A 23,444-nucleotide genomic window follows, 5' to 3' on the forward strand; every position below is an offset into this window, starting at 1 on the left:
CCGCCGGGGGCCGAGGAGAAGCGTCTGGAGGGCTGCGATCCTCACGGACGCTCCCTGGCAGTCCTCGGCCTCGCGGCCGGCCACCCACCCACGAGTGGAACCCGCCCTTCCACTCCACCAGTGAGATGTATGCGCAGGGAACTAGTGCACGGTCCGATCACTCGAACGGGTGACCACCAAACCCCGGCAACTCAGCGCAAACTGATCATTCGTCAGTTGGCCCGGCACACAGAAAACGGCCCCGCCCTCCCGCGCGTGGCGAGGAGGGCGGGGCCTGCCCGCATCACTCAAATTTGAGTCATGGGGTCCGCTGAGCCTGTTCGTCCAGAACGGACGCGATGGCGGGCCGCAGTCGGCCCGGGTCGCGGTCGTTCGCCTTCTTCAACACCAGCTCCACCAGCTTGAAGAAGTGAGCGTCCGTCATCTTGGCGTCCAGGTGCATGACGATGTACGGGGGATCGTCGTACGGCAGCTTGCGCGGCGGCTCGTCCTCCTCATCAGCCAGGCCCTGGGTACGCGGCTCGGGGATGCTGTCCGCACGCACCACCGGGTCGGGCGGCACGTACGCCTCCGGCTCCGGGTGGCCGGTGTTTACCGCGGTAAACACCCCCGGCTCCGGTAGGGCCGCAACACGGGGCGAGGCCGGCCCCGGTTCGGCAGCAGGCTCCTGCGGGGCCTGGAGGACCTCCGGCGCCGTGGGCCGAGCTGCCGGAGCGGGAGCAGCAGGGGCAGGTGGGTTGGGGGCCTGAGCCCGCAGGCGGGCCCCCGCTTCCTTCTCCAGGCGTCGCCGCTCGAGGTGCTCGTCCCATGCGGCAGCCTGTACCTCGCTCGGCAGGCCAGCGATGTCCCGGGCGATCCGGACGGGCATGTCGCCGGCGCTGACGAGGTCCTGCAACTCGGGGGTGAGGTTGAGGAGCTTGCGCTGTTGGCTCACCCACCCTTTGGTCTTGCCGTAGTAGACGGCGACCTGCTGGGCACCTTCGAGTTCGGTGACCATCGTCTCGATGGCGATGGCCCGCTCGATCGGGTCGAGGTCTTGGCGGTCGTTGTTCTCCGACTGCACCGCGTCCAGGAAGGTGGCCCGGGACTGGGCGACGTCTTCGCGGTGGACGACCTCGAGAACGGGCCGACCAACGAGCCGGGAGGCACGGTAGCGGCGCTCGCCGTTGGCGATGACGTACGAGGCCGCGCCTACGCTGTCGGTCTCGCCGGGCCACAGCTTCAGGTATGCGGCACGGGAGACGACGACCGCGGGCTGCAGCTGCTCCTTCTTCAGCTTCTCCCCGAACTCCCGCAGCTCCTCCTCGCTGCCGAAGTTGCGGCGGGGGTTGAAGCGGGTGCAGTGCAGCTTGTCCAGCGGCACCGACAGCAGGACGGCGTCGCTGCGGCCGGGTACGTCTTCGACCTTCTGGCCGGCGAGTGAAACGAGGCTGGTACGGCGCCCCGCCATCACTTGCCTCCCCCGTAGCCGAGTTCGATGGCGAGCCGGTAGAAGTCCTCCCTGGCTTTGAAGGAGGGTTTGTTCTCTTCGTACTGGGTGACGACGCGGCCTTCGACGGAGGCCCGGGTGTGGACCTTGTACCGCCTTATGGCCGTCTCGAGGCTGGGCCAGCCCTGGGCCTTGATGTAGTCGCGGGTCTCGTCCAGGTCCGCGCGGCCGTCGCGGGGGTCCCAGTTGTTGACGAGGACCTTGTAGGGCAGGCCGGTGGGTTCGATGACCTGGGCGATGGTCCGGGCGGTCGGGTCGAACGCGAGGGGCTCGGGCGGCATCGGCACGATGACGTCGTGCGCGTACTTCAGGGCCTCGAGGAGAAGGTTTTCGTCCTGGAGGCTGCCGGGGGTGTCGATGAAGACGTGCTGGAGACTGCCGGAGCCCTTGAGGACGTCGGCGACGACGGCGCCGAGGTTGAGGGTGACGGTGGTCTTGCCGACGCCGCCCTTCTGGTTGGCGATGACGTGGACCTTGGCGCCGGTGTCCTTGAGGATCGCGAGGTTCTCCGGAGTCTCGTGCTCCTGGGAGAAGTCGAAGGGGAGGTCGGTGATCCTGTTGGCCCACCAGACGGTGGAGGCCTGGGGGTCGATGGACACGACGTATACAGCTGCTTGCATGGGTGCTCCGTATGCTTTCCCGTACGTTCCGGTACTTCGGGCGTGGAGCATCTTTCCAGACGGCGGCCGGGCGGAGGGTGACGCCTCCGGCGATTCGTCCATCGGAGCGGGGCTGCTGGTTTACCGCGGTAAACCAGCGGGCGTCCACCGCGGGCCGGACTGCCGTGCTGGGGCGGGCGGTTTACCGCGGTAAACCGACGCGTCAGTCTGACCAAAAGGTGGTGACCATTTGGTCACCACCTACGCCGGATCCTCATCCTCGTCGGCTAGGTCGTACGGCTCGTCGTTGTCGTACACGGCCTCCACGAACAGCTGGGCGTGCACGTGGGTCAGCGGCGGCTTCGGATACGCCGGCTTCGGCGTCAGGGTGGCGGGCATCAGGGTTTCCTCACGAGGTTGTCGAGCATCTTGCGTTCCACCGCGCCCAGGTAGGCGTCCCGGGCCGCCGCTCCCTCGAGGTGCGGGTGGGCCAGCTGCCAGTCGAACGTGGCGCCCCAGCAGCCTGGCTCCATGACGTGGAAGTCGCCGTGGAGCAGGCACATGGTCGGCGGGGTGGCAGCAGCATTCTGCGGCATCGGTGGTCTCCTTGGTGCGGTGATCGCGTACACGGTGCACCACAACCGCAGCGGCGTTCCCTGCGCTCAGGCGCTGCCCTCGTCGACCGGCGCCGGGCGGTAGCCATAGCGGGCCCGGTCCCTCGAGCACTGGACGGCCGCGGTCGCCGCGAGGATGAGCGGCCAGCCCGGAGTGTCTGGGGTGACGCCCTCTATCACCCAGGAGCTGGAGAAGTACTCGTCACCCTTCCAGTCATGGTTACGGACCGGGATGCCGGCCTCGCTCTCCCATTCGGCCCGCCAGAAGGTGCGGGCACGCCCGCGGGTGCGGCGGGTCTCCCACTGCTCGAGGTGCACGAGAACGTCGTGGCTGTCGCCCTCGGGCATCCGCACGACGGCCGGCACGCGCTCCGTCTCGGACACCTTGTGATTCTTCCGGGGGCCGAGCAGGTAGTGCCGAGGGTCGACGGAGGCGTTGCCGTTCATCCACTTGGGGTCCGTGGCCCGCCACTCGTTCTCCCGGGCCCACACCTTCCACCAGACCTGCCCGTGGTGGAAGTCCACGCTGATGTCCTTCGCCTCGTATCCGGTCGGGTTGAGGCGGCGCTGCACCCATGTCCCAAAGCGCTCGGTGGACAGGTAGAGGGCGCCAACCGGGCCGAGGCCGACGTGTGCGGACAGGACGCTTTCGCTGCCGGCGCTGCCGATCGTGACGCCCAGGCCGAGGGAGTGGGAGCGGCCGACGATGAGTTCGGCGGACAGGTCGCCTTCGGGGCGGTCGGGCCACGGGCCGGGCAGGGCGCCGGTGTACCGGTCGCCGATGTTCCACCGGTCGGCGCCGAGCGGGCCTTGTGGCTGGGGGCGGACGCCGCACCGGTCGCAGCACACCCAGCGGGCCCGGCGCTGATCTTTGGGCCCGTACTTGGAGTCGTATCCGTCCACGACGGGCTTGTGGCCGAGGAGTCGGCACAGGGCCATGAGGCGGGGGACGGCGCTGGCGTAGAAGCTGCGGTGGAGGAGGACGCGGGGGTCGGGGCGGTCCTTGCTGCGGTCGATGGTGAAGGTGTGCACGGTGGCTCCAAGAGGGGCGGGGGTGGTGTGGTTTACCGCGGTAAACCGTCTCGCGGATCCGCCCGGCTGTTCCCTCCGCCCGCTCAAGCGGCGGGCGGAGGTCATGCCCACGCTCCCTGGCGCTCGAGGCGGGCCTGCTGCCCGATGGCGAACTTGCAGATGTCCACGCCGTACAGGTCGATGGCGTCGTCCTGGTCCTCGGCGAGATGGGCAGCGACTTCCTCCCACTGGTCCCAGCCGTACAGGCGGGCCCGTTCCCGGTCCTCGGCGGTCCGCTCCGGCTCCGGCTCGGGGGTGACGGTGCCGAACAGCTTCGCCAGGGAGGCCATGTCCTGGGCGGCGGTGCTGTCCTCCCACGCGATCGCCTGCTCCAGCTCTTCACGCTGCTGGGAGTCAGCGGCAATGCGGGCCCGGATGAACGCGTCCGGGCGGACAGGCTTCCAGCGGACGCCGGCGCACATGCCGTGCAGTTCGTCGGCGATGCGGAAGGCGTCCCAGCTGCGGTCGGTCCACGGGCGCAGCACGTACTCGAGGCGCCGCAGCGGCACCGACTGGGTCCAGTTCACCAGGGCCCGCACCATCCGGACCGTCTTGCCAGCCTTCTGGACGTCGGCGGCGGTCCGGCGGCGCCCGTTGATGTCGCTGCTCTGGTGGGGAATCCGGCTCTTCGCCTGCCTCGCGCGCGAGGTGTAGTTAAAACCCTCCACTACCTGAACCTGACTCTCTTCTCTAACCCAGGTAAGGGAAGGGGTCTCGCGGGCCTCGGAGCTGGAGTTATCCACAGCCGGGTTATCCACAGGCTTCCGGGACTGAGCCGGGATCCGGGCCTGCCCTCGCTGGTCGATGACGATCCGCGCCTGGTACCCGGTGCCGACGATCGTGTGGCCCATGGCGTGGTCGTAGCTGGCGGGGATGACCGCGGCGTACACCGTGGCGGTGGCCGCGTAACCCGCGAGACCCATCAGGCGCCGCGAGTTGGCCCGTGTGCCGTGCTGCACCCAGGCGAGGGCGCCGAGCTCCCGGAGATAGGCGACGTGCTTGGCGAGCGTGGAGCGGGGGATGCCGAGCCGGTCGACCATGTCGGCGAGGCAGTACCGGACGTGCCCCGTGCTGTAGTCCATGCGGTCGGCCAGGTCCTCGGCGACGCGCAACGTGGTGGCGGTCGCGCGGGGGTGCAGGCCGGCTGCGATCAGCCACCCCACCGCGCGACGCCACCGACGCGGGCCGCTCCGACGCGACTTGGTGTGGGACACCTCCTGGCAGTCGCCGCGTACGAGAGCTACCTGCCCCGCACTGTAATCGGTCGCCTGTTCGAATTCGACAGCGGGGGCGTCTATGTCGGGGGTCCGCTGGAGGTGCTCGGTGTCGCCCGCACGGGGGGAGATTCCTCGCGAATCGCCCGCGCCGGGGATGCGAAGCTGACAAGCAGGGGTGCGCTCAGGCACTATGTACCTCGTCTTCGGAAAGGCGAGAGGGCATAGCAAAGCCCCCTCGGTGACCGGGGTGGTTCGGGGAGAACCAGGAAGTTCGCTCACTCGGGTTGGCGCCCGGTGGGCCTTAGCTCGGCATTGGCGTGCTGAGCCGTGGTACGAGGGCCGCAACGGCCCGGACGGTGTTGGCGCACCGAACGGGGAAGCGGCCAGGCGGTCGAGGCGAACGGACCTCCCGCCGGAAACTGGCTAAGTCACTCGATCTCCCTCAATGGGTGGGAACTGTCCCACGCGGATAACGCGCGGGCGGTCGATAGCGGCACGGCGCTCCAACTCCTGCGCCCATGCCTCGTCAGTGGCCCGCCGTGCGATCTCTCGCTCGACGGCCGCTTGCTCGATAGCGTCAGCAGCCTCGTTCCGGCGCCGCTCGGCTGCAGCCTGCAGTTCGAGCATGCGATCGTGCGCCCGGATCAGATGCGGCGGCAGCACGATCTCGGTGTAGTGATGGCGGACGCGTCCCAGCTGCCAGCAGACGGTTCCCCAATGTCCTTCGCGGCGGCCCCGCTGAACGTCGCGGCGCATCTCCTCAAGCGAACCGAGGTTGCACGCATCCTCGTACGCCTGGCCCTCCAGGGCGACGAACCAGGCGTTGCGGGCGCGGCCCTCCTTGGGGCGTTCGGGGAGCAGGGAGCGGAGACGGCTGATCTCGGCCGTCAGGAGCGTACGGAACTCTGCGGCGGCCGGCGCGGCCAGATCCTCGAACTCCTGGTCCTCAGCAAGGGAAAACCAGACTGTGTCGGGCTGGGCGCGCTCGAGCCGCTCGTACTTCGTGCAGGCGGTACGGACGGCGTACTCGGCCTTGGCCTGCCACTCCTCGCGGGAGGGCCAGGCGCGGCCGGTCACGCGATGGAGGGGGTAGTGGGGACAGGGACCGAAACGCTCCACGCCGGTGTGATCTTCACGGCGGAGTCCTGGGTCACACTGTCTGATAGCCCGGAGGTCCGGGTACTCTGAGCCATGTCGGCACCTTCATTCGCTTTGGAACGGTGTGGTGTCGGCAGGTCCCGCGTCCGGCGTCGCAACCGCCGAGACAGCCACCGCGAGTGGCAAGCGGGGCCTTCCAACGTTTTGGGGGCCGCATCTTCTGTCCACCCCGCAACTAGGTGGTCGTCAGACGCAGGCACCAGCCTACTAGTTGACTTGCGCATCTGTCCCGGGTCCTATCGCCTCGTGTCGGATGTCCTACTAGTCACACCGGTCATGACGGAGCGTCAGCGCTCCCGGCCTATCTCCTGGTCCGCCGGATGCCCCGCCACCACCAGGCGCAGCGACCGCTGCACCGACCCCGCCATCGCATGGAAGCCGGCCTCCGCCAGCTGCCCGTGCAAGTCCTGCAGGCGATCCCGGTGCAGCCACGGCGCCGACGCGAACTGAGCCGCCCGCGACACCACCGCCGCAGCCCGATCCCAGATCTCCTGCACCACCGCCGGGTCCTGGTCCGGCCAGATGTCCGCCGGTAGCTTCCGCGGCGAGCCCGCCGTATCCACCAGCGCGGCCGCGAGCAGGCCCGCCCAGAACTCGCCCGAGGACATCGCCTGCCCCGAGCACATGACCCGTCCCGTAAGAACGGCATCCGTCGACGTCACCCTGTACGCGGCCTCCTCGGCAGCGTCGTCGGACGTGGTGGACGTGGCGGGGGTGGTGGCGGGGATCTGGCTCATGCTGCGGCCTCCAAGGCGACATCGGCGGGGAACAACTCACGAACAGGGGCCAGGCCCGCGGCGGCCTCGCCCTCGGCCAGACCCAGCTGGCCCTTCACACACCGGAACTTCGACCGCAACGTCCGGGGACGCACACCACGCCCCCGGCGACGCTGCGCACGCTCCACCGGCCTCACCTCGGCCGGCTTCGACGCCCACGCCAACACCTGGCCCTTCACCATCACCACCAGGTTCTCCGTCGCCGGAGGGATCGCAGGCACCGACCCGTCATCCGGAACCACCTCCACACCCTCCAACAGACCACGCTCCCGAGCCGTCTTCAGGACCGTCATCCGGGACGCGTCCTTCGGCAGCCCCAAATGCCGCACCAGCGCACTGCGCTGCCAGTTCGCCGTGCGGACATCCGGCAGGCCAGCCTCCCGCGCCACCTCCACCGGCTCCCAGCAACGGGCCAGCGCACGCAGCACCGCCTGCTTCTGTTCCGTCTGGAACATGCGATCCGGAGCAGCCTTCATCTCCGGCCGGGAAGCGATCAGCAGCCGATGCCGCTGCAGGGCTGTACGGGCGCCCCAGATCCCCTCCGGCTCCGCGAGCTTCGGGATCCCGTTCACCCACCGCACCGACGACGCATAGGCATCGCACTGCGTCATCACCGCGCAGCCGAAGCACACGTCGATCGCGGCTTCCTGCCGGGCCTCCCGCTCCCTCTGCGGCTCACCGCCATCGCGGTCCGCACCCGACCACGCATCCAACGTCAGATCCAAATCCCCTGCCGCACGGGTGGGATCGTCCTGGTCGGGAGCACAGCCCCGGTAGCGGTACCGGGGATGCTGCTCCCACGCCTTCCTCAGAGCAATCGAATCGGTCACCGGGGTCCTCCCTCCATCGGCGGGATCGTCGGGTCGTGTCGGGCAAGGGCTTCCGAGACCACCAGCCCAGCAGCCGCCACAACGGCGTGCTGAGCCATGGCCTCGGACAGACGACGCAGGAACTTCTCCCGGTCGTGGACAAGTCGGCCAGTCATCAGCCGCGCCGACGCCTGCTCCGTGACGAGCTGGCGGCGCAGCCGGCGGTTCCGGCGAGACAGGTGCAGGGCAGAAACGGCGACCGCCGCGGTGAGTACCGCGGCGGTCGTAGCAGTGCGCGCCACAGCGGCACTCACCTCCAATGGGCGGGGCGAAACGGGGACGGGCAGGGTCAGGGCTGGCGCGGGGACCTACGGCGCGCTTCTTTTTCCATCGCGTCGATGGCTTCCTTGTCGCTCCGGGCCCGGGCGTCATTCGGCTTCGACACCCAGTCGCCCACGACGTCCTGGGCGCGCGAGTACGAGGAGGGACGCCGCTTCTCCCTCCACAGCATCAGCGGGACACCGACGACGGCGACGATCAGAACGGCCGGCACCACCCAACGCTCCGGGTGAGCGGACAGCCAGTGAAGGATTTCAGGCATGACGGAACCTCGATTCGGCACACAGCCGGTTGAAGTGATGGAACGAGTGCCCCAGGAAGGGGACTTCACAGGAGGCAACGCCTCCCGGGAGGCCCGCGCGGCGGCGGGCCTGGAGTGGTTCAGGCGGCCCTCTGCTCTTCGCCGTCCTGGGTCGCCATCTCCTTCAGCGCCTTCAGGCGAATCTCCAGGACGTCCTGGATAGCCAGGTGGTCACCGTCGAACGGGACGACGTCGTTGATGCCCTTCTGCCGGGCCTCCTCCAACGCCATCCGCGTGGTAGCGATGCTGCTCCAGCCGTTGCGGACCCGGCGCATGAACCCCTCGAACTCGGTCTCACTGCCCGACGCGAGATCCGCCGCACGGCGCTCCATGTAGGCGCTCAGCACATCCGGCTGACCCGAGTCCGGAGCCAACACCCCCGAGTTCACAAGGCCCTGCCCATCGGCCAGCGACCGGATGTTCTCCACCGCCTCCCGGGACTGGGCGAGCGCGGCCTGGTTCGCGAAGTCCTGCCCGTCCGGGTGCGGCTGGAATGACTCCGGATCAATCACCACCGTCCCGGCCCCGGTCTCCGCAGCGACCTGGGCGGCCACGGCCGGCGCCTCCGCTGCCTTGCGTGCCTCACGCTCTGCCGCCTCGGCCTTCAGCTGCTTACCGCGGCCCACGATCAGCGCCTCCAGTGTCGTGTCCCCGTCCGGCCCGTACACCGTCTCGCCCAGCAGGCCGTCCTCCTTGGCCTCCGCGTGCAGCGCCAGCAGCGCGTTCGGGTTGTTCCACACGGCCGGCTTCTTCAGACGCTCCATGTACGCGTCCACCGGCGAGCGATGCCCCACCGGGTGATCGCGGTCCCCGTCGTCCAGGGACTTCGAATCGACCGGGATCATGAACGTGTGGATCAGCGCGTACTTCAGCGCGGCGCTCATGGCCTTGTTCGACGCCTTGTCCGCGAAGTCCGACGCCTCACCCATGGTGACCGCGGTGACGTGGTCGCCAGCCGGACCGTAGAAGTGGAACGCCACCCGCATCAGGACCGCGTTCTGACGGCCCCGGTTCTCCGTCTTGAAGTCCAGGACCTCCGGCGTCATGAACACCCCGTGGTCGCGCAGCGGCTGCGCCAGGGCGCCGATGGCGTCGTCCACGCCGCGGAACGCGTAGTTCTGGGACTCGTTCTGGCTGTTCTTGCCCACGTTCCGGACGTCCCGCATCACGCGGGCCATCAGGTCGTAGACGGTCGGCTGGCCCTGGATTTGGGTGTGCTGGGTCTGGCCCTCCGCCGTCGTGCTGGCGGGGGCCTCAATGGCAGCAGCCATGTGAGGTCTCTCCTATGGGGTTATGCAGTGTGATGAGGGGCGGTGGCCGGGCTGGTTGTCGGCGTCCAGGCCGGCCCGCACCCGGACGTACTAGGCGGCGGGTTCACCCAGCCGCTCGAGGAGGATCTGACGGATCACCGTGCCCGGGAACACACGGACACCCGCCTGCTCCGACAACTGCGGAGCCATCTCATGCAGCGCGGCACGCAGCCGGTCATCGACGCGGACCTTCAAAAGGCCCCACTTCCCGCTGTCCCACGTGCCCTTCTTCACCCGGGTCGGACGCGGCAGCTCCCAGGATCCGTCGACCAGCTGACGCAGCCGCTCATCCACCACATCCTCCAGTGAAACGCCGGCGTCCTGGGCGGCCAGGAAGTGCTGCTTGAGCGGCTCCGGGAGGGCGATCGGCATCAGCTGGCCCGTGCCGGTGTCGACACCGAGCTCCTCGCACGCCCACGTGGTGATGATGCCGCCCTCACTGATCTGGCGGCCCTCCTCCTGCGAAAGGCGCGGCAGCTGCTCCCGCAGCTGCTCCCGCAGCTCGGCGTCCACGCTGACATTCAGCACGGTCCGCTTCGACGACGAACCCTTACGCCGGCCCGCCTTCGGCGGCAGCCACTCACCCGCCAGCACCTTCCGGTACGCCTGCTCCGCCAGCGCACGGATCGACACGTCGAACTCCTCGGCGCCTTCCATCAGCGCGGCCTTCAGCTCGGCGTCCATCGAGATCGTCAGCGGGCTGGTCCCGCCGCCCGTGGTCGCCTTCCGAAGCTTCACCCAGGCACCCGGATCCAGGAGGGATTCCACCGCGGCGGCGGCATCCTGCTTCGCCTCGGCGGCGTCCTGCCGGGTCGTCGAGCCGGCCTCGTCACCCGCTGCCGCGTGCTGTTCGGCGGCGGCCAGGTCCTCCTGGGCGGACGCCTTCAGCAGGCGGGCGGCGGTGGTGAGTCGGTCGGCGAGGGAACCTGCCACGGGGCGGGGTCCTTTCTGTGGGCGCCGCCTCGCTCGGTAGCTGGGCGGGCGCGTGGGGGCGTTTGCCACGCCAGTTTCCTCCAATCTGCATGACAACACCATGCCGACAGTGGGCAGGGCGGCCGGGGCGGCGCCCCAACATCCCCAACCATACCCACAAAGGCATTGCTAGGCAATGTATTCATGGTCTAGAGTGGAGTCACACCGCACCGAGGGGGAACACCACGATGAAGCTGACGGCCAAGCAGACCACCACCCAGACCCTCACCGACCTGTACAAGGCCATCGACAAGCAGCACGTGGTGACCATCACCTACACCGACCGCGACGGCGTCACCACGATCCGCACCATCGAGCCGTTCGAGATCAGCACCACCAGCAACGGCGGCATCCGCGTCCACGCCATGTGCCGGCTCGCCCACACCGAAGACCCCACCGACGCCGAGCGCGGCTTCAACATCGCCCGCATCAGCGCCTACACCGTCCACCGGATCGCCTTCGTCCTCACCCGCCCCGAGCCCACCGTCTACGAGCGCCCCGCCCCCGCCCCCACCGACGACGCCACCGCGCTCATCTACTTCGAGCTGGAGCGCGACCCCGACGACGCCGACTACCGCCCCCGCCGCAAGCTCGCCCAGTCCCAGACCGACCTCGCCGCTTAGGAGCCGCGTTGGAAGAGTCACTGTTCGATCGCACGACGCGCGCCATGGGCCGTGTGCCTCTCCGGCATACCGACGACGGCATCCCGGTCTGCGCCGGGTGGCCCCTCAGCGGCGCACTGGCCGAAGCCGCGCTGGCTGTGATCCGTCCGGAACTCGATCGGCTTCGCCGCCGCATCGAGGAACTGGAAGGAAGCCGACCTCAGGTCGTTCTGCCGGCGAAGTTCGTTACCGACGCTATGAACCAGATCCCCGACTCCCTCCCGCCCGACTTCTCCTGAGGACCCCATGGACTTCCGCGACGCCCTCAACATCGTCAACGCCGAACTCACCCCCCGCCCCTGGGACTACACCGACAACGCCGGCACAACGCTCACCGTCATCCCCGCCGGCCTCCGCGAGGACCCGGGTCGCGCCGAGGTGATCGTCCGCATCAAGGCGATCGGCCAGTTCTTCGACGCCGACGCCGGGGTCCCCAGCCGTGACCTCCCCACGATGATCGACGCCCTCACCGAGAACCGGCCGTGGTCCTACGACACGCTGGACGACGTGGGTATCAAGCTGTCCCCGTCTGACAGGGGCGGGATGTGGCTGACGCTATCAGTGGACCTGGAGACGGAAGACGAGCCGCAAATCCACATCCCCGAGACGCAGCGCCTTCCGCTCGCCTCGGCGCTCCGCCGCGCCCTGGACGTCGCCCGCGGCTGGGAAGACTGACCCCGGACACGACGAAGGCCACCACCCCCGCACGGGGTTGGTGGCCTTGGGGACACGTAATGCGTGAGCGCAGCGTAGCTGACGAAGTCGGCAGCAAGCCAGCCCCGGATCAGGATCACACTGAAGTCATGGACAGCACAGGGCAGAAGAGCCTGCTCATCGACCCCGGCGCCCCCGCCCGCGTGTGGTGCAAGGACTGCGGCAGGCCTCTGACCGACAAGATCTCGCGGATGCGCCGGCTAGGCGAGGAATGCGACCCCGAGCCGCGCACCGCAGACGGTAGCCGCCACGAAGTCGACCAAGACGCCATACCAGGCCTGGGCCTGTAGGAGACGAGGCAGCATGTTCATCCGGTACGACCCCGACGAATGGCGTCCCGAACTCCCCGGCGGCGTCAGCAAGCGCAGCATGTACACCGAGAAGCTGACGCCCGGGACGCTCGTGGTGTGGCAGCGCCAGCCCTACCGCGTACTGGAGGTACGCGAGCGGGAGCAGGCGAACTGGTCCGAGAGGTACCAGCAGGCGTGGGTGAAGCACGGCATGCCCGACCCGGACACCTGGTACAGCCGGCCCCGCGTCATCGTCCTGCGCTCCGAGGAGAACCCCGCAGCCAAGCCCATCAGCCTCGAGGGCCCGAACAACTACTACTGGCCCACGCTGCCCGAGCACTACCCGATCTGCCGCCTGTGCAAGGAGATACCGCCCTGCCAGCACGTCCACACCGAGCGCATCATGGCCCGCGCCACGGAGAAGATGGAGAAGGAGATGGCGATCCTTCCCGGGGTCTGCCACGGCTGCCGCGAGCCAATTACGAAGCGGCAGAAGCACTTCACCTTCCCCGGCACCAACCTGATCCGCCCCGACCTCGGCGACGACACGGCCGTCTTCCACACCCGAGGCAACTGCTGGGGTTCCCTGTCCTCCTACGACGAGCGGTGGGCGGCCGCCGAGCCGGGCCGGGCCCGTTTCTTCTACTGCGAGGGGACGCAGACCGAGCACCACGACGGCAGCAGCGAGTGCAGCAGTCCCGACTGCGTGGCCAAGGGCGCACACAAGGACCTGGTACGCCACGCGATGTGGATCCGCCACCACCCGCGCATGAAGGAGGCCCGTGGCTGCTGGTGCCTGGCCTCCCAGCTCTTCTGACACACAGGGAACACGCAGAGCGCGCGCCGGTACGGTGCCCGCATTCGAGAGGAGACATGGTGAGTGACAGCACCGCCCTGGGCGATCGGATGAAGGGGTATGAGGCCGTGCACCGCGCGGTCCTGCCCCGCCGTACGTACACCCTGCTGAGAGTCGACGGGCGCGCCTTCCACTCCTACCTGCGCGGCGCGCAGAGGCCGTTCGATCCGCAGTTCATGGACGACATGGACGCGGTTGCCGCAGCCCTCTGTGAAGAGATCAGCGGGACGGTGTTCGCCTACACCCAGTCCGACGAGATCAGCGTGCTCGTCACCGACTTCTCCAGCATCCAGACCCAGCCCTGGTTCGGAGGAGTCGTTGCCAAGCAGCTGTCCGTATCGGCTTCCCTCGCCACGGCCGTCCTCAACGAACGCAGGCCCGGGAAGCGGGCCCTGTTCGACGCGCGGGTCTTCACGATCAGCGACCCCGTGGAGGTCGCCAACTACTTCCTGTGGCGACAGAGGGACGCGGTCCGTAACAGCATCAGCATGGCCGCCCAATCCCGCTTCTCCCACCGACGGCTGCACGGCGTCTCCACCGGCGGCATGCAGGAGCTGCTGTACGCCGAGGCCGGCATCAACTGGAACGACTACCCCGACGGCTGCAAGCGCGGCCGCGTCACCGTGCGCCGTACCGGCGAACGCCCCGTCGAATACACCGACAAGCGCACGAAGGAGACCGTGCGGACCACCGCCGTCCGGTCCTGGTGGGAGACCACGCCGGCACCGCACTTCACGACCAACCCGGCCGACTGGCTTGCCGAGACGATTCCCGCCCTGCCGACGCTGCGCGTCCCGGCCTGACACGCCGCGAGGGGAGCGGAGGGAACGCGGGCCCGCATCCGGCATAGCGTGCTCTCAGCACGCTGGGACAGGGCCCCCGAGCCCCGCCTAACCCCCCCCTCACCTGGACTTTTACGGAACCTCGGCCCCACCACCCACTAGGAGAGGCCGCGCGCGCAATCCCCCGCACCGTCCCACGCGCAGTACGGAAGACGCCCCCTGGATGGGTGGACTCCGAGGTTCCGTAAAAGTAGATCCACACCTGTGCCGGGGACCGGGCACGATATACGCCATGGACCCACGGACCCTGCTCGAGACCTGGCTCACCCAAGGCACGCTGCGCCCCACCAGCCAGGCCACCTACCGCATCGAAGTCACCTCATGGCTCGACTGGTGCGACGAGACCCGGACCGACCCGTGGGCCTTCGGCCTCGAGCACATCGCCCGCTGGGCCCACGACCGCTACCTCCGCGACGTCCTCGCCGGCCGCCCCTTCGACGGACCCGACGCCCTCGCCTGGCTCGCCGAGCACCACCCCGACGTCGCCAAGAGCCACGACAAACGCGTCACCGCCCTCACCGGCTACTACACCGCCGCCCGCGACGCCGGCATCCTGCGCCAGCTCCCCGAGTTCAACCTCATCCGCTCCGGCGTCGACCGCGACGCCACCCCACCCAAGCGGCTCACCCCCATGGAACGCGCCGTCCTGCTCACCTGCATCGGCATGTGGGGCAAGGACCAGGCCCGCCACTACCTGCGCGACCGCCTCATCGCCTATCTCCTCCTCGAGGGCCTCAGACCCGGGGAGATTGTCCGCCTGGACATGCGCCACCTGTACGACCTCCAGGACGGCGGATTCGACGTCCGCGCCCCCGACGACTTCGAAAACGTCGGCAAGAAGTTCACCCTCGAACCCCTCACCGTCGCCGCACTCAAGGCCTACCTGCCCCACCGGCCCACCCCCGAGGAAGGCGTCCACGAAGTCATCCTCGGCCAGGGCGGCCGCCCCATCGTCTCCCGCTACCCCAACATGCTCGTCCAACAGATGGCCGCCACCCACCCCCTGTTGGCCGACCGGCAGCCCCCCGTCACCGCCGACACCATCGCCCACACCGGCTTCTGGGACACCCCCGGCCAGGACGCAAACCCTTCACCCGGCCCACCCAAGTAACCCGCCAGTACCGCTCCCGGCGACACTCATGACCGGGGAGGATCGCGGATATGACCTGCGAAGACACCCCCACCCGGCTCACCTGGGAAATCCAACTCCACGAACCCTTCAGCCGCGTATGGATCTGCAAAGGCCTGGGCCGCGCCACCACCACCGCAGCCCCCGCCGACATCGCCCGCGCAGTCCTGGCCGGCTACCTCACCGCCACACCTCCCCGCGGCGGGGAAACGTTCCGCGCGCTCGCCCGCCCCGACAACGGCGAGCCCGTCACCGTCACCGCCGACCAGCTCACCGACGACGACTGGACCGCCGATGAGGCCGTACGACAAGCCCTGCCCGTCTACCTCCGTGAGGCGCTGCCCGAAGCTAGGCTCCCCCAATGAGCGATCAGAGCACCCCATCACCGATTCGCCTGGACCTCGGAGGCATCGAGGACTTCTCCACGGCAGTCGCCATGCTTCGCGCCACCGGAGCCCGCCGGCTACGTGAGGGCAGGAACAGCCGGGCCTTCGTCGTCGACCAGGACCTGACGCCTCAGCAGGCTGCTGCTCTGCTGGAGTTCGTCGCCTATGGCCGGGCGGAAGGCTTCCTGAAGGTGACGGTCAACGCTCCCGAGCCCGACCACGACGGCGCGGAAGAGTGGTGGGAGACGGCATAGCCGTCCAACTCAGCGTCAGCCGCTACGCTGCCGCCCGTGACCCAGCGAAGGCGCTACACGGGCGGCGGCGGACGCACCAGCCAGCCCACCATCAAGCAGATGCAGTCGGTGTCCTGCCCCGCGTGCAAGGCCCTCCCCGGTGAGCCGTGCACGCTCCGAGGCGGACACCGGGCCCGCGCAGAGGCATACCAGGCAGGCACCCCCCAAAGCGCACCGGCGCAGCGCGCTCCCGCCGCGAAGGTGACCGTCATCAAGGTAGACGGACGCACCGTGGTCAAGACGGAGAAGCCGAAGAAGACGGTTGAGCAGCGCCGCGCCAACAGCAGGTCCTGCGCCATCTGCCGCAAGCCCCTCGGCAAGAGGCCCACCGCCAAGGCGAAGTCCGGGAAGACCTGCCACGCCTCGTGCCTCAAGCAGGCGCAGCAGGCCGGTACCTCGAGCGCGAAGCCGCCGGCGCCACGGCAGTGGAACACGGCGGCCGCAGAGCGGGCGTTCGCCCGGAACAAGGAAGCCATCGAGTCCGGGCGGACCTTCCGCGGGCACCAGTCGTCAGGGTGGAAGCTAGGCAGCTCCCCGTCCAGCGCCGGTGAGAGCAGCCGGTAGACGGTCAGGTCAGGCCAGCGGCTGCGTTGTCGTCCCACTCATCGGCTGCCCGCATGTACCCGAGCATCTCCCGGCTGTTCGGTGCCCACCCGCCCTGCCGGGAGATGGACACGGCGTCCTTCCCCTTCTTCCGTCCCTCGGTCGCCAGACCGGCCCGCAGGGAATGGCCCGTCCACACGATCGGGACCTGGGCGCGTACCGAGATGCGTTTGATGGCGCGGGTGATGCTGTCCGGGCCCATGCCGCCAGTGACGTTGCCCCAGCGGTTGATGCCGACGAAGGCGGGGGTGGACGGGTCGGCCCACTGCTGTCCGTGCTCGGCGACCAGCTGCTGGCGGTAGGCGGTCCAGGCGCGGACGGGGCAGACCTCCGGGTCCTGCGAGTAGGGGATCTTCGCTTCGCGGACGGAGTAGCGGGTCTTCCCGGTGAGGACGGAGACGACCATGCCCCGCGGGTGCAGGCTGACGTCGGCGGCGAGGAGGCCTGCGGGTTCGGAGGCGCGGGAGGCGAAGTTGAAGCCGGTGAGGATCAGCGCCTTGTCGCGGAGGCCGGTCAGGGTGGGCGGGCAGGCACGGACGATGAGGTGGAGTCCGTCGACGTCAGCGGCAACTGCCTTACCGCGGCCGCGTCGTTCACCGTCCTTGAGGAGCTTGACGGTGAGGCCTTCGATGGCGGCACGGGCCTCGGCGACGGCGTCCTTGCTGACGGTCTGACCGCGGTCACGGAGACCGACGGTGGTGGCGGCCAGGTGGGTCTTGGCGGCTGCCGGGGCGTAGCCCTTTCCGTCCTTCCGGCCTTCGCGGAGCATCCAGGTGGCGTAGGCGACGAGGGCGCCTCGGGATCCCTCGAGGAGGGGGAAGGTCTGGGTGTCACAGAACCGCTCCCACACACGCCAGGACTTGGCGTAGGTGTCGGTGGTGTTCTCCGGGGTGACGGCTTCGGCAACCGCGTCGGCCAGGTGCTCGGCCTGGGCGAGGCGTTGGGCGGCGTCGATGCCGTGTCGGTCGGCCCACCGTTGCACGAGGGCGGCTCGCTCGGGCTGGGCGGCGGGTAGGTGCTTGCTCACGGCTGCTGGCCCTCGCGGTAGTTCGGTGCCGCGAGCTGGTCAATGTCGCTCTTCCAGTCCGTACCCCCGCAGCGGGGGCACAGCGGCACGATCAGCAGCAGCGTGCACTCCTCGGCGCTGAACAGACGTTGCGCGCCGCAGGTGCCGCACCAATGACGATGAGTCGGGCGCGGGTCGCCGCACCTGTCTCCTGGTCGTCCAGTCATCAGCGCCACTCCCCTATGTGATCGGATAACGGAAGGTTATCCGACGCCACACCAGGTGATCCCTCAGCCACGGCGGATACTGAACGGATGACCGACACCCCTGAGCGCAAGCCGAACCTCACCCGCTCTGCCCCGGTAGGGTCCGTCGACCTTCGAGCCTTCGACGACGACGGAACCCCGTACGAGATCCAAGCCTGTCTCGACTGCTACCCCTGGTACGCGGAAGTGGCCCTGGCAGAGGGGGAGATACTCGTCCGCGAGTGGCACGCCGTCGACTGCCCGACTTTCCAGCGGCTCATCGCCGACGACTGAGGCGAACTCAGGACCAGCTGTGCGCGCCGACGTGGCCGGTGGGCAGCATGCAGAACTCGGAGTCGTCAGGCTTGTTGACGGGGCAGTCCGGCTCATGCGTCCACTCTTGGGAGCCAGTCTCCCAGCGCAGCCACCAGTTCTTGGTGCCGCCCTCGCCGCGGTCCTCCGTCTGCGCCAAGGCCCAGTGCGGGCCGGTGTGCCCGTCCTGCAGCTCGCACAGCAGGTGGGCGTTTACGTCGTGGGCCGCATCCGGCAGTTCGTTGAGGCGCTGCACCTCGTCGACAGCCAGCTCCACACCCTGGGTCCTGCACTCGTACATCGATACCCCCACCCGATCATGAGACGCATGTGAGCTTATCGGGAACCAGGCGCGCCCGAACTAACGGATGCGTTCGATGTGTTCGATTCTTCTCCCAGATCGATCCTAAGCTCCGGCCTTCTCCGGGGCGTTCCGCTGTTCTCGCTCCAGACGGCTCTTCCTGAGCGCCATCATGCGGGCTGGCTGCTGGTAGACCTCTTCAAGGATCTCATCCATCAGCGCGACGATCGCTTCGGCGTCGTTCGGGGGCATGGGTTCGGCGGCCAGGTCGCCATGGGCTATCTCATTGCCACCCTCTCTGATCTCGTGCGCCAACTCCCTGGTGAGGTCCTTGATCAGATTCTGGCTGTGCATCTCGTCGATCTTCGCAGCGAGCGGCCCTTTAGTGATGCCCTTGTCCTTGGCCGTGGCTTCCACGACGGCTCGGGCCAGGGCCACAGCCCCGCGATATGCCTGAATCGAGATGCAGGCGTGTGCCTCGGTCGCGGTCGCGGCTATCTGGTCTGGCACATCCGGGAACTTCGGGCGGTTTACGCTGCTGGGCGTCCAGACCACGTGAGCAGCCTGTAGGGCGTTGTTGAGCCCGGCCTGGCTGGTGGCCGATCCTGCTACAAAGAGGTGCGCCTGGCCAATGGACAGTTCGCCGCAGTCTTCGTTGTCGCAGCGGAAGGGTGCAGTGTATGGGGCGTGTCCGGAGTTGGTGAGGTCGCCAGGCAACCGAACGACCTGGCCAATCAACGTCATGTGGGTGAGGCGGCCACACCAGCCGCAAACCGTGCTTGCCATGGGGAAGACGATACGCAGGGGAACGATCACTCTGCACCGAGTTCTACCGGGATCGGGAGCCGCGCTTCATTGTCCATGTCACGGGCTGATCACTCCCCGCGCACGGGTCCTTCGCACCGGCCTACGGTGATGTGTTCGCGCTACACCAACCTGGGGGGACCAGATCATGCGCACCCGCACCACCATGCCCACCGCGGCCACCGTCCTACTACTCGCCGCCCTTACCGCCTGCTCCGGCTCCGGGAGCACCAGCGGCCAGGCTGCCTCTGACGAGAAGCCGGCGGCGGCGAAGAGCCACAGCCCGAAGCCCAAGGCCAAGCCGTCCGTCGACTGCTCCGATCAGAGCCTGGACCAGGCCACGTGGATGGCCAACTGCTCGGACAAGGCCGGCGGGAAGACGACGGGGCTGAAGTTCGGCGACACCTACACCTGGCCCGACGGGCTCAAGGTCACCGTGGTCGAAGCGAAGGTGTTCACGGACTACGACAAGGAGCTGATGGAGACGCCGACCCCGGGCAGCACGGACTTCCGGATCAAGCTGAAGCTGACCAACACGGGTAAGACGGCCGCCGACATCGGCAAGCTGTCCACGATCGTGGAGGGCGCCACCAACGGCGGCGAGGCCTCGGGCACGTCGTTCGAGCGCGGCTCGGAGCCCCTCGAGGGCCGTCTCGCTCCCGGCCTGTCGGTGACCAAGACCGACGATGGTGAGCTGGAGTCGAAGTACGGGCGGAAGATCGTCGTGACGGTTCAGCGTGCCAGCGACGATCTGTCCTTCGACTTCCCCGAGTTCAACGGAGCCATCACCGGCTGACGGTCAGGTGGCGGCCGCGGCGTAGTGCGCTGCGATCTGTTCACCGGTGAGCTCACGCCCGTACAGGGCCACCTTGGCGATGCCGCCCTGGAAGAAGGAAGCGCCGGAGCCGCCGATCCGCAGCGGAGCGGTGCCAGGCCTCGGCAGGATGCCGTAGCCGGCCAGGGCGTCCTGGTCGCGGAGCTGCCCGTCCCGGTACACCTTGGTGTAGCCGGTCGGGCAGCCCCCAGCCGGCGCCGTGTTGATGACCAGCACGTAGTGGATCCACTGCCCGACCGTGAGCCGGTCCTGGAAGTAGGAGCCGGCGCCGAGGCCCCCGGAGAGGTTGAAGGCGTAGCCGCTGACCCGGTTGTCGCGGCCCTCGCTGTTGCCACGGGAGTAGATCCGGCAGGCCCACTCGCACTGGTTCTGCTTGCTGTACTCCTGCTTCTGCAGCCAGTGGACGTAGCCGGACCCCTCGGCCTTGGGGAAGACGACGGTGTCAGGGCGCAGCCACGCCTCAACAGTGAGCACGCCGGTCGCTGCGACGGAGAACGCCAGATCGGACGGGATCTCGAGGTACCCGGTTCTGCCGTCGAACTGGGTTGCCTGGCTTCCGTCCAGCCAGGACGTGGCCTCGAGCTTCCCGTGCGCCTGCGCCTGGTAGCCGCCGACCAGGGAGGTGAGACCGCCGGCGAGAGGCCAGTACGCGACCGGCCGGTCCTCGAGGATCATCGTGTCGTACACGCGGTCAGCCCTTCTCAGCCGTAGTACTTGAGGACGTCGCCGACGGGCACGACTGGGATACCCGCGCTCTTGATCTTGGAGCAGATGGCCGTGAAGTCGGCCAGGGTGCAGTCGCTGGTGGAGGCCGGGGCGGTCGTCACGATCCGGTGGAAGGTCAGGATCATCCAGCCGCTGTTCGCGGCGAGCTGGTCAATCCGGCCCGTGCCGGCGGTGGTCAGGCTGCTCGGGGCCTGGCCGCCGGAGAACGTGGAGATACCGGAGATCGCGCGGAGCCGGTACGGCTCGGCCGGGGGGAACGACTCCAGCGTCCGGCTGTAGGTCGTACGCCCGTAGACGAAGTAATCGTCAACGACGTCCTGCGTGGGCACGCCATCGGTGGTCTTGCCCTGCACACCGAGCGGGTACGCACAACCGCTGTCCCCCCGGAACCCGTTGGCGAGGAGCCAGTCCTTCTGCCGCTGCAAGTCGTCGCGCAGCTGAGCCGCCGTCATGCCCGTGTACGTCAGGGCGTGGTCCGCGTCGCGATAGGCATGCGCCCCGATCTCCCAGCCGTACTGGTTCTGCATCATGCGCAGCTCAGCGAGCGTGAGACGGCTGCCGGCGTTGGGCTCCACCACCGACTGCGGGTTGGCGAGGACATCGGTGATGACGTAGCAGGACCCGGGCCAGCCGTAGCCGTCCATGACCGCCTTGCCGAGCTGAAGGGATTCCCAGCAGTCGTCGAAGCAGATGCTGATGACCTTGCCGCCAAGAGCGCTGAGGGCCGTGCTGGAGTCGGGGATGAGCTCGAAGGACTGGCAGTGGACGGTGATCCCGGTGGTGCCGTCGTCGGAGAACTGAATACGGGCGTCAGTGAGCGCGGACCGGCTCGGCGTGCCGCTGGTCGTGGCGTCGGCCCAGGGCAGCGTGATCGTGACCCACTCGCCGGACGTGATGAAGTTGACGGAGGCGGTAGTGCCTTGGACGATCCACTTGTAGTAGGACGCCAGGCTTCCGCTGCCCAGGTAGACGTTGAACCCCGTCAGATGGCTGATGTCATCGACCTTGACGCGCAGCCGGACAACCTTGCCTGTGGCGTCGAACGAAGCCATTCCCAGCTTGCTGAAACTCACCAGGGCGCCCGTGCCCGCGGTGACGACCTTGGCGGCCTGACTGCCCGAGATGTAATCCGAGCTGTCGTTCGCGGTCAGGGTGCCGCCGGAGCCCACCGTCCAGCCATGGCCGCTCTGGAAAGGCGACAGCACCAGGGACGACTGCACGTAGCGGGGCATCCGCAGCGTCGGCGAGTACACGCTGGCCGGGAGCTGCGAGGCCAGCACCAGACCGGAGGCGTCCAGCGACGCGACCCCGGACGGAGCCCCTACCGCGGCAGAAGCCACCGCACCGATCGCAGCCGGTGTAACCGGATCCGATCCGCCCGCGGCGTGACTGGCCGCGTGCAGGGTCGGTGTGCGCGCGTTCGTCGTGGTCGGGTCCGTCGACTTCAGCGCAACGGTGTCGCCTGCACCAGCGTCTCCCAGCGGAGGCTGCGGACCCTGCGGGCCGGTGTCGCCCTTGACTCCCTGCGGGCCGGGAACAGTGGAGTCCGCACCCGCCGGACCGGGAACACCCTGGATGCCCTGCGCGCCCTGGGCGCCGACGAGGGAGGCCAGGAACTCGGCCTGAGTGCCGGTGTTCCCGGCTGCCAGCCACGCCTGATACGCCGACTGCCCAGCAACCCCAGCCGGGCCTGCGGCGCCTGGTGCGCCCTGCGGCCCGGGCACGGCCACATAGGTCGGGGTAGCCGGGTCCAGCTGCTGCAACTCGTCCAGGTCCGCCTCATCCGGGGCTCCGGCCAGACTGAAGAGAAAGGAGCGGGGCTGCCCGTCGACGGTGACGATGGCCTGCCACAGCCAGCCGGGCGGATTCATGCCCGAGCCGCTGTTGTCCAGCAGCTCCACCCCCAACGTGGTGCCGTCGCTGTCGACGAGGCGCCCCTGGGAGTCGAAGCCATAGGTGCCGCTGCCGCTGAAGGTGACCGAGGTGCCGTCGATGACGATCGCCGGCGCATTCGGGGACAGGCGGACCGAGCCCGTGGCGGGCTTGCCGCCGGCCGGGCTGAGGACCGTCAGGTGCACCCGCTTCGTGGGCAGGCCGTCGGGAAAGGGCATGGGGTGTCAGTTCTCCTAGCCGTGGTGGCTGAGCAGTCCGAGAGCAGCAGGGTCGTGAGAGGAGGCGCTGGGCTCTGGTGAGGCGGACGGTGAGGCGGACGGTGTGGGGCTCGCCGTGGACGTCTGGGTGCACTGGTAGCGGGGCTTGGCCGGGTCGAAGCCGTCGACCGGGGTGCACTGATACTGGTTGCCGTCCTGGTCGGTGTACGTCCACTCCGACGGAGGCGAACCGTTCCTCCCGTCGCTGCCGTCCTTGCCAGGGCTGCCGGTGGCGTCCTCGCCAGGAGGACCCGACGGGCCCGGGATCGTCGAGTCCGCCCCAGGAACCCCAGACGGGCCCGGCGGACCGGACGGGCCAGGGCTGGGCGTCAGAGTGGGGGCGTCCTTCCCGGGCGCACCCGACGCACCGGAGGGCCCGGGCGGGCCGACCAGCCCCGTCGCACCACGCGACCCAGCAGGGCCCGCCACCGGAGTACCGCCCATCTGCCTGACCTGAGCGGCAAGCAGGTCCCCGCGGTGACGCTGGGCGTCCAGCTCACGCGACATCGTCAGGAACAGAGTCACGAAGGTGGCCAGCGTCGCAGCCGCTAAGACAATCGCCGCAGCAGCGATCAGATTGCCCCGCCGCCGCCGCTTACGCGTCTCCACCCGGCCGCCAGGCCTCGGGTCAGCCA

General features: G+C 68.8%; 31 protein-coding genes. 12 read left to right on the forward strand and 19 right to left on the reverse strand.

Annotation, left to right across the window (positions count from 1 at the left end; all coding sequences use genetic code 11):
• Positions 1 to 298 precede the first annotated feature (298 nt).
• The 13 genes from AC07CM_RS37715 to AC07CM_RS37775 form a co-directional block, all read right to left on the reverse strand.
• Entirely contained in the window at positions 299 to 1,450 is a 1,152-nt protein-coding gene (locus tag AC07CM_RS37715; protein ID WP_478881022.1) for a ParB/RepB/Spo0J family partition protein, read from the reverse strand.
• Positions 1,450 to 2,109, reverse strand: coding sequence for a ParA family protein (locus tag AC07CM_RS37720; RefSeq protein ID WP_478881023.1), 660 nt, complete (start codon positions 2,107 to 2,109; stop codon positions 1,450 to 1,452). Before AC07CM_RS37720 ends, AC07CM_RS37715 begins: the two co-directional genes overlap by 1 nt.
• Before the next feature lie 240 nt (positions 2,110 to 2,349).
• Positions 2,350 to 2,487 (reverse strand): hypothetical protein, encoded by a 138-nt coding sequence (locus tag AC07CM_RS37725; RefSeq protein WP_478881024.1) that lies wholly within the window; start codon positions 2,485 to 2,487, stop codon positions 2,350 to 2,352.
• Positions 2,487 to 2,684 (reverse strand): hypothetical protein, encoded by a 198-nt coding sequence (locus AC07CM_RS37730; protein ID WP_478881025.1) that lies wholly within the window; start codon positions 2,682 to 2,684, stop codon positions 2,487 to 2,489. The genes AC07CM_RS37725 and AC07CM_RS37730 overlap by 1 nt, the downstream gene beginning before the upstream one ends.
• Positions 2,685 to 2,750: 66 nt before the next feature.
• Entirely contained in the window at positions 2,751 to 3,734 is a 984-nt protein-coding gene (locus AC07CM_RS37735) for a hypothetical protein (RefSeq protein ID WP_478881026.1), read from the reverse strand.
• A gap of 101 nt (positions 3,735 to 3,835) precedes the next feature.
• Positions 3,836 to 4,936, reverse strand: a complete 1,101-nt coding sequence (locus AC07CM_RS37740; protein WP_478881027.1) for a hypothetical protein — start codon at positions 4,934 to 4,936, stop codon at positions 3,836 to 3,838.
• Between the two features lie 477 nt (positions 4,937 to 5,413).
• On the reverse strand, positions 5,414 to 6,067 hold the full coding sequence (locus AC07CM_RS37745; protein WP_478881028.1) for a hypothetical protein: 654 nt from the start codon (positions 6,065 to 6,067) through the stop codon (positions 5,414 to 5,416).
• A 368-nt stretch (positions 6,068 to 6,435) separates the two neighbouring features.
• Positions 6,436 to 6,885, reverse strand: coding sequence for a hypothetical protein (locus tag AC07CM_RS37750; protein ID WP_478881029.1), 450 nt, complete (start codon positions 6,883 to 6,885; stop codon positions 6,436 to 6,438).
• Positions 6,882 to 7,754 (reverse strand): hypothetical protein, encoded by an 873-nt coding sequence (locus AC07CM_RS37755; RefSeq protein ID WP_478881030.1) that lies wholly within the window; start codon positions 7,752 to 7,754, stop codon positions 6,882 to 6,884. The genes AC07CM_RS37750 and AC07CM_RS37755 overlap by 4 nt, the downstream gene beginning before the upstream one ends.
• Complete coding sequence (locus AC07CM_RS37760; protein WP_478881031.1) at positions 7,751 to 8,035, reverse strand: hypothetical protein; 285 nt, start codon at positions 8,033 to 8,035, stop codon at positions 7,751 to 7,753. The genes AC07CM_RS37755 and AC07CM_RS37760 overlap by 4 nt, the downstream gene beginning before the upstream one ends.
• Positions 8,036 to 8,082: 47 nt before the next feature.
• Entirely contained in the window at positions 8,083 to 8,334 is a 252-nt protein-coding gene (locus AC07CM_RS37765; protein ID WP_478881032.1) for a hypothetical protein, read from the reverse strand.
• 119 nt (positions 8,335 to 8,453) lie between these two features.
• Positions 8,454 to 9,644 (reverse strand): ERF family protein, encoded by a 1,191-nt coding sequence (locus AC07CM_RS37770; protein ID WP_478881033.1) that lies wholly within the window; start codon positions 9,642 to 9,644, stop codon positions 8,454 to 8,456.
• A gap of 90 nt (positions 9,645 to 9,734) precedes the next feature.
• Positions 9,735 to 10,616, reverse strand: coding sequence for a hypothetical protein (locus AC07CM_RS37775; RefSeq protein WP_478881034.1), 882 nt, complete (start codon positions 10,614 to 10,616; stop codon positions 9,735 to 9,737).
• Between the two features lie 227 nt (positions 10,617 to 10,843).
• Here AC07CM_RS37775 and AC07CM_RS37780 point away from each other — a divergent pair, with 227 nt between their 5' ends.
• The 10 genes from AC07CM_RS37780 (at position 10,844) to AC07CM_RS37825 (ending at position 16,391) form a co-directional block, all read left to right on the forward strand.
• On the forward strand, positions 10,844 to 11,278 hold the full coding sequence (locus tag AC07CM_RS37780; RefSeq protein WP_478881035.1) for a WYL domain-containing protein: 435 nt from the start codon (positions 10,844 to 10,846) through the stop codon (positions 11,276 to 11,278).
• 8 nt (positions 11,279 to 11,286) lie between these two features.
• Entirely contained in the window at positions 11,287 to 11,556 is a 270-nt protein-coding gene (locus tag AC07CM_RS37785) for a hypothetical protein (RefSeq protein WP_478881036.1), read from the forward strand.
• A 7-nt stretch (positions 11,557 to 11,563) separates the two neighbouring features.
• Positions 11,564 to 11,992: a hypothetical protein gene (locus tag AC07CM_RS37790; RefSeq protein ID WP_478881037.1), complete on the forward strand. Its 429-nt coding sequence runs from the start codon at positions 11,564 to 11,566 to the stop codon at positions 11,990 to 11,992.
• Between the two features lie 128 nt (positions 11,993 to 12,120).
• Positions 12,121 to 12,321 carry a DUF6011 domain-containing protein gene (locus AC07CM_RS37795; RefSeq protein WP_478881038.1) on the forward strand — a complete coding sequence of 67 codons (201 nt, stop codon included), beginning with the start codon at positions 12,121 to 12,123 and terminating at the stop codon, positions 12,319 to 12,321.
• A gap of 13 nt (positions 12,322 to 12,334) precedes the next feature.
• Positions 12,335 to 13,138, forward strand: coding sequence for a hypothetical protein (locus AC07CM_RS37800; protein ID WP_478881039.1), 804 nt, complete (start codon positions 12,335 to 12,337; stop codon positions 13,136 to 13,138).
• A 56-nt stretch (positions 13,139 to 13,194) separates the two neighbouring features.
• Positions 13,195 to 13,980 carry a tRNA(His) guanylyltransferase Thg1 family protein gene (locus AC07CM_RS37805; protein ID WP_478881040.1) on the forward strand — a complete coding sequence of 262 codons (786 nt, stop codon included), beginning with the start codon at positions 13,195 to 13,197 and terminating at the stop codon, positions 13,978 to 13,980.
• Between the two features lie 271 nt (positions 13,981 to 14,251).
• A complete protein-coding gene (locus tag AC07CM_RS37810; RefSeq protein WP_478881041.1) occupies positions 14,252 to 15,130 on the forward strand; it encodes a hypothetical protein in 879 nt (292 codons plus the stop codon).
• A gap of 50 nt (positions 15,131 to 15,180) precedes the next feature.
• Complete coding sequence (locus tag AC07CM_RS37815) at positions 15,181 to 15,513, forward strand: hypothetical protein (protein WP_478881042.1); 333 nt, start codon at positions 15,181 to 15,183, stop codon at positions 15,511 to 15,513.
• Complete coding sequence (locus tag AC07CM_RS37820; RefSeq protein ID WP_478881043.1) at positions 15,510 to 15,788, forward strand: hypothetical protein; 279 nt, start codon at positions 15,510 to 15,512, stop codon at positions 15,786 to 15,788. Before AC07CM_RS37815 ends, AC07CM_RS37820 begins: the two co-directional genes overlap by 4 nt.
• 36 nt (positions 15,789 to 15,824) lie before the next feature.
• A complete protein-coding gene (locus AC07CM_RS37825; RefSeq protein ID WP_478881044.1) occupies positions 15,825 to 16,391 on the forward strand; it encodes a zinc finger domain-containing protein in 567 nt (188 codons plus the stop codon).
• A 4-nt stretch (positions 16,392 to 16,395) separates the two neighbouring features.
• On the opposite strand, the gene AC07CM_RS37830 is transcribed toward AC07CM_RS37825, so the two are convergent.
• On the reverse strand, positions 16,396 to 17,457 hold the full coding sequence (locus AC07CM_RS37830; RefSeq protein ID WP_478881045.1) for a site-specific integrase: 1,062 nt from the start codon (positions 17,455 to 17,457) through the stop codon (positions 16,396 to 16,398).
• Positions 17,454 to 17,663: a hypothetical protein gene (locus tag AC07CM_RS37835; protein ID WP_478881046.1), complete on the reverse strand. Its 210-nt coding sequence runs from the start codon at positions 17,661 to 17,663 to the stop codon at positions 17,454 to 17,456. The genes AC07CM_RS37830 and AC07CM_RS37835 overlap by 4 nt, the downstream gene beginning before the upstream one ends.
• Before the next feature lie 87 nt (positions 17,664 to 17,750).
• Between AC07CM_RS37835 and AC07CM_RS37840 the strand changes: the two genes are divergently transcribed.
• On the forward strand, positions 17,751 to 17,975 hold the full coding sequence (locus tag AC07CM_RS37840; protein WP_478881047.1) for a hypothetical protein: 225 nt from the start codon (positions 17,751 to 17,753) through the stop codon (positions 17,973 to 17,975).
• Positions 17,976 to 17,982: 7 nt separating this feature from the next.
• Here AC07CM_RS37840 and AC07CM_RS37845 read toward each other — a convergent pair whose 3' ends face one another.
• Positions 17,983 to 18,306 carry a hypothetical protein gene (locus AC07CM_RS37845; protein WP_478881048.1) on the reverse strand — a complete coding sequence of 108 codons (324 nt, stop codon included), beginning with the start codon at positions 18,304 to 18,306 and terminating at the stop codon, positions 17,983 to 17,985.
• A gap of 93 nt (positions 18,307 to 18,399) precedes the next feature.
• Positions 18,400 to 19,080: a DUF4145 domain-containing protein gene (locus tag AC07CM_RS37850; RefSeq protein ID WP_478881049.1), complete on the reverse strand. Its 681-nt coding sequence runs from the start codon at positions 19,078 to 19,080 to the stop codon at positions 18,400 to 18,402.
• A gap of 166 nt (positions 19,081 to 19,246) precedes the next feature.
• On the opposite strand from AC07CM_RS37850, the gene AC07CM_RS37855 reads away from it, so the two are divergent.
• Positions 19,247 to 19,894, forward strand: a complete 648-nt coding sequence (locus AC07CM_RS37855; protein WP_478881050.1) for a hypothetical protein — start codon at positions 19,247 to 19,249, stop codon at positions 19,892 to 19,894.
• A 3-nt stretch (positions 19,895 to 19,897) separates the two neighbouring features.
• Here the strand turns inward: AC07CM_RS37855 and AC07CM_RS37860 are convergent, their stop codons facing one another.
• Positions 19,898 to 20,620 (reverse strand): LamG domain-containing protein, encoded by a 723-nt coding sequence (locus AC07CM_RS37860; protein ID WP_478881051.1) that lies wholly within the window; start codon positions 20,618 to 20,620, stop codon positions 19,898 to 19,900.
• Between the two features lie 14 nt (positions 20,621 to 20,634).
• Positions 20,635 to 22,770 carry a polysaccharide deacetylase family protein gene (locus tag AC07CM_RS37865; RefSeq protein WP_478881052.1) on the reverse strand — a complete coding sequence of 712 codons (2,136 nt, stop codon included), beginning with the start codon at positions 22,768 to 22,770 and terminating at the stop codon, positions 20,635 to 20,637.
• Positions 22,771 to 23,444 lie beyond the last annotated feature (674 nt).

The sequence above is a fragment of the Streptomyces sp. NPDC044061 genome, from assembly GCF_056434305.1.

What these genes read in the sequence shown, in the direction of transcription:
- AC07CM_RS37715 (WP_478881022.1), bottom strand. Translation starts at nt 1,450, where the DNA reads ATGGCGGGGCGCCGTACCAGCCTCGTTTCACTCGCCGGCCAGAAGGTC.
- AC07CM_RS37720 (WP_478881023.1), bottom strand. Translation starts at nt 2,109, where the DNA reads ATGCAAGCAGCTGTATACGTCGTGTCCATCGACCCCCAGGCCTCCACC.
- AC07CM_RS37725 (WP_478881024.1), bottom strand. Translation starts at nt 2,487, where the DNA reads ATGCCCGCCACCCTGACGCCGAAGCCGGCGTATCCGAAGCCGCCGCTG.
- AC07CM_RS37730 (WP_478881025.1), bottom strand. Translation starts at nt 2,684, where the DNA reads ATGCCGCAGAATGCTGCTGCCACCCCGCCGACCATGTGCCTGCTCCAC.
- AC07CM_RS37750 (WP_478881029.1), bottom strand. Translation starts at nt 6,885, where the DNA reads ATGAGCCAGATCCCCGCCACCACCCCCGCCACGTCCACCACGTCCGAC.
- AC07CM_RS37765 (WP_478881032.1), bottom strand. Translation starts at nt 8,334, where the DNA reads ATGCCTGAAATCCTTCACTGGCTGTCCGCTCACCCGGAGCGTTGGGTG.
- AC07CM_RS37770 (WP_478881033.1), bottom strand. Translation starts at nt 9,644, where the DNA reads ATGGCTGCTGCCATTGAGGCCCCCGCCAGCACGACGGCGGAGGGCCAG.
- AC07CM_RS37780 (WP_478881035.1), top strand. Translation starts at nt 10,844, where the DNA reads ATGAAGCTGACGGCCAAGCAGACCACCACCCAGACCCTCACCGACCTG.
- AC07CM_RS37790 (WP_478881037.1), top strand. Translation starts at nt 11,564, where the DNA reads ATGGACTTCCGCGACGCCCTCAACATCGTCAACGCCGAACTCACCCCC.
- AC07CM_RS37795 (WP_478881038.1), top strand. Translation starts at nt 12,121, where the DNA reads ATGGACAGCACAGGGCAGAAGAGCCTGCTCATCGACCCCGGCGCCCCC.
- AC07CM_RS37800 (WP_478881039.1), top strand. Translation starts at nt 12,335, where the DNA reads ATGTTCATCCGGTACGACCCCGACGAATGGCGTCCCGAACTCCCCGGC.
- AC07CM_RS37805 (WP_478881040.1), top strand. Translation starts at nt 13,195, where the DNA reads ATGGTGAGTGACAGCACCGCCCTGGGCGATCGGATGAAGGGGTATGAG.
- AC07CM_RS37810 (WP_478881041.1), top strand. Translation starts at nt 14,252, where the DNA reads ATGGACCCACGGACCCTGCTCGAGACCTGGCTCACCCAAGGCACGCTG.
- AC07CM_RS37815 (WP_478881042.1), top strand. Translation starts at nt 15,181, where the DNA reads ATGACCTGCGAAGACACCCCCACCCGGCTCACCTGGGAAATCCAACTC.
- AC07CM_RS37820 (WP_478881043.1), top strand. Translation starts at nt 15,510, where the DNA reads ATGAGCGATCAGAGCACCCCATCACCGATTCGCCTGGACCTCGGAGGC.
- AC07CM_RS37835 (WP_478881046.1), bottom strand. Translation starts at nt 17,663, where the DNA reads ATGACTGGACGACCAGGAGACAGGTGCGGCGACCCGCGCCCGACTCAT.
- AC07CM_RS37840 (WP_478881047.1), top strand. Translation starts at nt 17,751, where the DNA reads ATGACCGACACCCCTGAGCGCAAGCCGAACCTCACCCGCTCTGCCCCG.
- AC07CM_RS37850 (WP_478881049.1), bottom strand. Translation starts at nt 19,080, where the DNA reads ATGGCAAGCACGGTTTGCGGCTGGTGTGGCCGCCTCACCCACATGACG.
- AC07CM_RS37855 (WP_478881050.1), top strand. Translation starts at nt 19,247, where the DNA reads ATGCGCACCCGCACCACCATGCCCACCGCGGCCACCGTCCTACTACTC.
- AC07CM_RS37865 (WP_478881052.1), bottom strand. Translation starts at nt 22,770, where the DNA reads ATGCCCTTTCCCGACGGCCTGCCCACGAAGCGGGTGCACCTGACGGTC.